Annotated in this window: 4 protein-coding genes; all 4 read right to left on the bottom strand. The window is 63.8% G+C overall.

The window, feature by feature from the left end; all coding sequences use genetic code 11:
• Positions 1 to 303 precede the first annotated feature (303 nt).
• From L0D17_RS13825 to L0D17_RS12585, 4 genes are read right to left on the bottom strand one after another with little or no spacing between them, the layout of a single operon-like run.
• Positions 304 to 3,588 (bottom strand): efflux RND transporter permease subunit, encoded by a 3,285-nt coding sequence (locus L0D17_RS13825; RefSeq protein ID WP_243095620.1) that lies wholly within the window; start codon positions 3,586 to 3,588, stop codon positions 304 to 306.
• Positions 3,589 to 3,591: 3 nt separating this feature from the next.
• A complete protein-coding gene (locus L0D17_RS12575) occupies positions 3,592 to 4,944 on the bottom strand; it encodes an efflux RND transporter periplasmic adaptor subunit (RefSeq protein WP_243095621.1) in 1,353 nt (450 codons plus the stop codon).
• 3 nt (positions 4,945 to 4,947) lie between these two features.
• Positions 4,948 to 5,985: a TolC family protein gene (locus L0D17_RS12580; protein ID WP_243095622.1), complete on the bottom strand. Its 1,038-nt coding sequence runs from the start codon at positions 5,983 to 5,985 to the stop codon at positions 4,948 to 4,950.
• Entirely contained in the window at positions 5,982 to 7,298 is a 1,317-nt protein-coding gene (locus L0D17_RS12585) for a TolC family protein (RefSeq protein ID WP_243095623.1), read from the bottom strand. Before L0D17_RS12585 ends, L0D17_RS12580 begins: the two co-directional genes overlap by 4 nt.
• Positions 7,299 to 7,357 lie beyond the last annotated feature (59 nt).

The following is a 7,357-nucleotide window of genomic DNA, read 5'->3' on the forward strand; positions in this document are numbered from 1 at the left end:
GAGAAGATGCTTCAGGAGCGGTATGCCCCCCGTACACAGACTCTTACACATAACTCTTGACACGACCCGCAGGTGGGGGCTGCGTAAGTCCAGACCTGAGTAAAGGAATTCACCCCTCCCGTTTGTGGGCCTCTCCTGCACCGAGATAAGGTTTCGGCGCTCAACCTCCAGGCCAGGGCTCGGGTTACTGGCGCCTGTCTCCGTCTTGCCGAAGACCTCGGGGATGGGGATTGCGCTAACGGGCTCTTAAACCCAGGTCAAGCGACGCCTAGCTTGCAATCCCGCTCCGAAGAACGCGGTTCGTCACGTTACAACCTGCGTCCCCTCAGGAACTCGGTTCCGTTCAAAGAGGTAAAAGGCCGCAGGCACGACGAAGAAAGTGAGGAGGGCCGAAACCAGAATTCCTCCGAACATCACCACCCCAAGCCCCTGGCCAAACTCTGACCCGGCTCCTCTACCGAAGAGAAGAGGGAGGCTGATGACGAAGACGGTGAGGGTTGTCATGACGATGGGACGGAAGCGGAGGTAGGCTGCCTCTACCAGGGCTTGCTTTAGAGGCATACGCCCCAGTCTTTCACTTACGAAGTCCAGGTAAAGGATGGCGTTCTTAGCAGAAAGGCCAATAAGGAGGAGAAAGCCCAAGACACCAAAGATGTCCAAGCTATTCCCGGTAAGGTAGAGGAATAGGAGGGCACCGGCGATGGCCAAGGGTACTGGCAGGAGTAGGTAGAGGGGATAGCGGAAAGAGTTAAACTGGGCCCCCATTACCAGATAGGCCATGAAGAAGGCCAAGAGAAAGAGGAAGCTGCCCTGGCCCTGGAGCTGACGGGCCATCTGCGCAGGGCCGAAGGCTTGCGCCTCCGTCAGCACCACCTGGCTATCCAGAATGCCTGCCTTGGTCAGGATGCGGTTTAGGCGGTCCAGAAGAAGCGTGGGGGGCGGGGCGGTAGGGCTGGGACTGATGGTGATCTGGGCCACGTAGAGCCGGTTCTGGCGTTGGATGCTGGCGGGGGCTTCTTCAGGGACCAGGACGCCCAGGGACCGCACGGGGAGAATCCCGGAGGCGGTGGGCACGGGCAGGCTGAGGAGAGCCTCAATATCGGAGAGCCTTTCAGGAGCTAGTTGCACGGTGATGGGGTAGGTGAGGCCCTGAAGTTCCACTTGACCTCCCGTTACCCCCTGGACCGCCCCTTGGAGGAGCTGGGCCACTTGGCTCGGGGTGAGGCCCGTTCCTTGCAGGCGGTTGGGGTCAGGACGAAAGGTGAATTGAAGGCTTGCGGGCGTGGTATCGGGCGTCACCCCAAGAAGTTCGGGCTCCTGGGATAGCAAGGCGATAGCTTTTTCCAGCCGATTCTTGAGGAGAGTCTGGCTAGTGGAAGCCAGGTTTACGCTGAGGCTCGTTCCCTGGAAGCCTCCCCCGCCCCCACCGCCGGCCCCGAAAACCAGAAAGCGGGCCGAAGGCTCGTCCTGGAGGAGGGCCCGTATCCCTTGCTGGTAGAGGGGAAGGAGCTGGAAAAGGCTCGGTCTTTGCCCATAGGGCTTTAGGCCAATGACGAAGATCACTCCGTTGCCAGAGACCTCCGTCTGGACCGTGGCCACCTCGGGGCGGAAGAGGAAGTACCCCTCCAGCCGGCCTGCCAGGGCGTTGGCCCGGCTTAGGGAGGTGCTGGAGGGGAGGCTTAGCCGGGCGCGGACATAGCCCGAGTCGCTTTGGGGGGTAAAGTTGAAGGGAATTTTTGGCAGGAGGAGGCCTGCTACCAGGGCGAAGAACAGGAGACTTCCCCCCAGGATCCAAGGAGCCCGGTCCAATAGTCCCGGCAGGCTTCGGGCGTAGGCATGGCGTACGCTTTCTAGCACCGTTTCCGTATACCCGTGGAGGGTGAGCGTGAGGGCTTCGAGGACCGCCAGCAGGCTTGCCAGGAGGTAGCGTCCAAGCCCTAAGGCCAAGGGGTAAAGGAGGAGGAGGGGAAGGAGAGCCGGATTTCGGCGTAGCAGGAGGAGGGCAAGTCCCGAAAGAAGGACAAGCCACCCTGGTTGCCGGAAGGCTTTCAGGCCGTAGGCCAAATCCTCAGGCAATGCCCGAAGGCGCATCCATGCCCTTGCCCAGGTGATGGGCTCGGCGTCTGGGGTGTAGGCCATGCGCACTGTGAGGAAGAGGAGGGCTTCCAACCAGGACATCGCCACCGCCGCCGCCAACCCTAGAGCAAACTGCTGCACGTACCGGCCGGCGAATCCCCCCACGAAGCTCACCGGTAGGAGGACAGCCAGGATGGAAAGGCTTGCTGCCGCTACTGCAGAGAAGACTTCACTCGCCCCCACCAGGACCGCCCGCATCCGGTCCAGGCCTTGGGCCCGGTGGCGCTCTACGTTTTCCGCCACCACAATGGAGTCATCCACCACGATGCCGATGGCCACGATGAGGGCGAGTAGGGAAACCAGATTGAAGCTGAAGCCCAAAAGCTGGTAGAGGATAGGGGCGGCGGAAAGGGAGATGGGGATGGCCAGGATTACGGTAAAAGCCGTGTTGAGTCGCCCCAGGAAGAGGAGGACCACCACGGCCACCACCACCGCCGTCAGGAAGAGTTCCCGGTAGGTCCTTTCCACGGAGGCTCGGATGGGCAAGGTGGTGTCGTTGCTATAGAGGACCTGGTAGCCCTCGGGAAGATGGACCTGCTTCAGGGCCCGCTTGACCCCGTCCACCACGGCCACGGCGTTGCTTCCCGAAGCCTGTTGGATGGACACCAAGACCACGGGGCGGCCGTTGACCCGAACGTACGTCCCGGTCTCCGCCTGTACCTGTACCCGTCCGAGATCCCGCACCCTTACCCCTCGGCTGGCATCAACCAGAAGGTTTCCCACTTCCTCGCCGCTTTGGGGCACGCCCCGGGTGGCCACGCTTAGGGTGGTGCCCGAGCGGGTGAGGCTACCGATGGGGCTTTCCACCGTGGAGGCCTGAAGGGCCTGGGCCACCTGATTCGGGGTTAGGTGGTAGTAGGCCAACTTGGCTGGGTCTAGGTAGACCCATACCCCCCGCTCAGGTCCCCCCAGCAGGGAGACGTTGGCCACCCCCGTTACCTGCTGCAAAAGGGGCACGAGGATGTCTTGGGCGTAGGCGTTGACCTCCTCCAGGTTCTTCCCAGGCGCGTAGAGGCCGAACTCTAGGACGGGCTGGGCGTTGGGGTCGAAGCTCTGGACGGTGGGAGGCGTGGTGCCCGAGGGAAGGCTCCGGGTTGCGGCCGCCACCTGGGCTGCCACCTGGTTGATGGCGCTCACCCGGTCTGTGTCTGGACCGAAGGAAACCACCACCCGGCTAAAGCCCTGGCTGCTCGTGGCACTGATCTGGCTGATTCCCGAAAGGCGGCTTACGGCGTTTTCCAGGACCTGGGTTACCTGCTGGTCCACCGTCAGGGGGCTTGCCCCCGGATACTGGACCGTCACCGAAACCACGGGGATGTTCACCGAGGGGAGGAGATCCACCCCCAGGTTTTGCGTGGCCAGAAAGCCAAAGGCCACCACGGCCCCGAAGAGGCCGATGGAGAAGACGTAGCGGGTCACGAAGAAGCGTACGAAGGGGTTGACGGGCACCACGGCTTACCTCCCTTGCCTCCCTTGTCTCCCGCCTGGGCCCCTCTGTGTTCCTGGGCCCTTCTGGGTTCCTTGGCCCCCCACCGGCGTCCCGTCTAGAAGCCCGGGAGGCGGGTTCACCACCACTTGGGTTCCGGGGGCAAGCCCCGCCACCGCCACCAAATCCTGGGCTTGGGCCAGCAGGTGTACCCCCTTGCGTCTGGCCACCCCCTTCTCGACGGCGTACACGAAAAGTTCGGCCCCATCTGACTGCAGAGCTGTCACTGGGACCAAAACCCCCTGGGCCAGGCTCACGGTGTACGTCACCGTGCCCGCCGCCCCAGGGGGAAGGATTTCCTGAGACGAGGCTTCCAGCCGGGCGGTAAGGGGAACGGTTCCCGAGACGGTCCCGCCGGGGTTCTGGTCCACGCGGGCCGGATAACTCCTTCCCGCGAAGTTGAACGATACGGGGGTGCCCACGGGAAGGTGGGCCGCCTCCTCCGGCGGCACGCTGAACTGGACCCTTCGCCCTTGGACCAGGGTGAAGGCCGTGGCCCCGGGGGCCAGGTACCCCCCTATTACCGCGGCGATGGAGAGGATCTCCCCAGCGAAGGGGGCGCGGAGGGTGGCGTTCTGCAGGTTGACCTCCGCCTGGGCCACCTGGTTTTGGGCCTGCTCCACCGCCACCCGGAGGGCGGCTAGGGTTTCCTCCCCAGCCCGCTCGTTCTGGGCAAGGGCGGCCCTCTGCGCCTCGAGGTTTGCCTGGGCCTGGGCCAGGTTGGCCTGGGCCTGCGCGAGCTCAGCGTCGGAGAGCCCCCCCAAGGCATGGACCCGTCGGGCCGATTCGTAGGCCTTCTGGGCAGCCTGGTAAGCGGCTTCCGCTTGGACTACCTGGGCCTTAAGGCGGTCCCTGGCCTCCTGGGTAGCCCGGGTTTGGGCGGCCAGGTTGATCTCCGCCGCCTTTAGGGCCGCCCGGGCGTTCCGTAAGGATATCTCCAGATTGGTGGGATCCAGCTGGACCACGGCCTCGCCCTGCGCCACCCGGTCTCCCGGAGCCTTGAGCACTCGGGCCACCACTCCACCCACCTGGGCGGGTACGTTGACCTGGAGGTAGGGGGTAACCGTGCCCGCCAACTGGCGGCTTGCGGTGAGGGTCCCAGCCCTGGCCTCCGCCAGCTGGACCTGGAGGCGCACCCCCATGGGGCCGGTGTTCCCTCCCCGGTTTGGGGGGATGGCTTGGTCGCTTTGGGAGCTACGGGTCGCCGTCCGCAGGGCTTGCGAAGAAGCCGAGCCTTCCCCAGAAGAGGCGGGAAGGCTTAGTCGCCCCAAAAGTATGCCCAGCACCAACACCAGGAGAAAAAGGGCGATGCGCCGTGCCATGGCTCACCTCTGGAGGCCTGTCAAGTCCTCCCCCGCCGCCAGGGATAGGGCAAGGAGGGCCCGCCAGTAGGCGTTTTTTGCCTGGAGAAGACTGTACTCTGCGGTGAGGACCGAAACCTGGTCCGTCTCCACTTGCAGGGCCGAAACCGTTCCCGCTCGATAGGCGGCCTGGTCCTGTTCCAGCACCTTCTTGGCGTTTTCCAGGCTGCTTTGCGCCAGGGCGATGGCTCCGTAGGCAGCCTGGGCTGCCTGGTAGGCGTTTTTAAGGCTGGTGAGGGCGTTCTGTTCCGCCACGCTCAGGGCTTTGCGGTTGTTCTGCAAGGAAAGCTGGGCGGTCTTGAGGGCGAGGGCTGGAGTGTAATCGTTGTCGTAAAGCTTTACCTGGAGCTCATTGTAGGCCACAGCTTGTTGGGCCTGGAGGACCTGGGGGAGCTTCTCCAGCACCCCTCTGCTTAGGGTTTCCAGGTCCACCTGCAACCGCGGGGGCTCAGGCGGGGGAGCAAGGGGGGTGGGGCCAAGATCGGAAAGCCCCAGGAGGACGGCGAGCTGGGCGGCCAGTATGGGGGTCTGACCCTGGGCGGTGGCCAGGTTTTGCCGGGCGGTGTCGAGGGTGGCCTGGGCTCTGGCCACGTCCAAGCTGGTGGCGTTGCCTGCAGCCTGCCTGGCCTTGGCCACCTGCAGGTTCCGCTCCGCTAGGGCCACCTGGGCTTTGAGCACCCCAATATTCTGCTGGTTCTCAAAGAGGGAGAGGTACGCGTTTACCACGTCCCGCAACACCTGGAGTCGGGTGTAGGCAAGATTGGCTTGGCTCAAGGCATACGCCTGCCGCGCTTGGGTGAGGTCGAGGATCAGGGTGGTGGGGTCCTGTTCCTTGGCCTTGAGCTGGATCTCGGCGTTTTGCAGGGCCACCTGGGCCGACTGTAAGGTGGGGTTTCCTTGGAAGGCGGCCTCTAGGACCTTCTCTAGGCTCAGGGGCCCTGGATTCTGGGCCATACCGCTTAACGCGAGGGCCGAAACGCTCAAAACCGCAAGCCTCTTCACGGGTGCACCTCCCTTAGATAGTCTTCCAGCCGTAGCTGGCCGAGAGCGCGCCTTAAAGAGAGGTAGGCCAAATAGGCGTTTACCCGGGCGCTTTCCAAGTTGTAGGCCGCCTGGAGCTGGTTGGTTTCCGCCTGGGCCACCCCGAGGGGAGTGGTAAGGCCCGCCCGAAGGCGCTTTTGGGTATCTTCTAGGACCTGGTTCGAGGCCGATAGTGCCTTTTGTGCCGCCTCCAGCTGGGCTAAGGCCGCCAGATAGCCGGCGTGGCGCCCCCGGACCTCCGCCTCGGCTGCAGCGAGTGCCTGGGCTAGGGCAGCCTTTTGCGCCTCCAGGTTAGCCTGCGCCTGGGCTAGGCTGGCATCGAGGTCGGGGGCAAGGAGAGGGACATTGAGGGCCAGGCTGGCCCGGAAACCCTGGGACCCACTAGCTCCTGGGACGTAGGTGGCCGTGGCTCCCACCTGTCCGGTCCCGAGGTTGAGGCTTAGGCCGAGGCTGGAGCCCGTGGTGGTGGAGCTCACCTGGCCATAGCTCAGCCCCAGGGTTCCTTGGGGAAGCCACCGGGCCTTCTCGGCATAGGCTAGGGCCTCTTCTGCATCCTTGAGAGAGTTTTGCGCCCGGAGCACCTCGGGTCGGCTGGAGAGGGCCTTTAGAGCCTCATCCAGGCTAGGAGGAGGTGGAGGCGGCGGGGGCGGTGTAGTGGGGGGAGACCCTGAGGCCTGGCCCAAAGTGGCGTAGAGGGAAGCCCGGGCTGCGGTTTCCTGGGCCTGAGCCTGTTGGGCTTGGGCCTGGGCCCGGGCCAAGTCGGCTTCTGCTTGCTTGAGTCCCTGCTCAGAAAGCTGCCCTTCCCGGTACTCGGCCTGGGCTACGCGGTAGGCCTCCTGGGCAACCACCAAAGCCTTCTGGGCCAGATCCAGATTCTTAACGGTTAAGTAAGCGCTGAAGTACTGCTGTAGGAAGCTTAGGAGAAGGTCCATCTCTCCCATTTCCCGGGTTAAAGCTGCCCGCTCCAGCGCTCGAGTGGCCTGGCGGAGTGTTTCGTAGGCGGGGCCGTAGGGTAGGGTGAGAAGGCTAAGGCTTGCCGTGAGGCCTTCGCTCAGGGTGTTCTGCCCTGCCATGGCTAGGTACCCTAGGTTGCCTCCGGCAGAAACCTTGAAACCGACAGCCGCCCGGGCTGCCTGATAAGCGGCTTCGGCCTGAGCATACTGGGCCCTGAGAGCCAGGAAACCTGGGCTTTGGGGAAGGAGCCTCAACGCCTGGGGTAAGGAAAGCCCCAACGCCAGAGAGAGGAGGGGAAAAAGGGCTGCCAGGGCACGCATGGCTTAAGAGGCTGTCGTAAAAGGGTGGTATTCTTGAGGGATGAGCTCTAGACGATCTT

The sequence above is a fragment of the Thermus thalpophilus genome (assembly GCF_022760915.1).
Taxonomy (GTDB): Bacteria; Deinococcota; Deinococci; order Deinococcales; family Thermaceae; genus Thermus; species Thermus thalpophilus.

Coding starts and splice junctions, on each gene's coding strand:
- L0D17_RS12575 (WP_243095621.1), bottom strand. CDS start 4,944: ATGGCACGGCGCATCGCCCTTTTTCTCCTGGTGTTGGTGCTGGGCATA.
- L0D17_RS12585 (WP_243095623.1), bottom strand. CDS start 7,298: ATGCGTGCCCTGGCAGCCCTTTTTCCCCTCCTCTCTCTGGCGTTGGGG.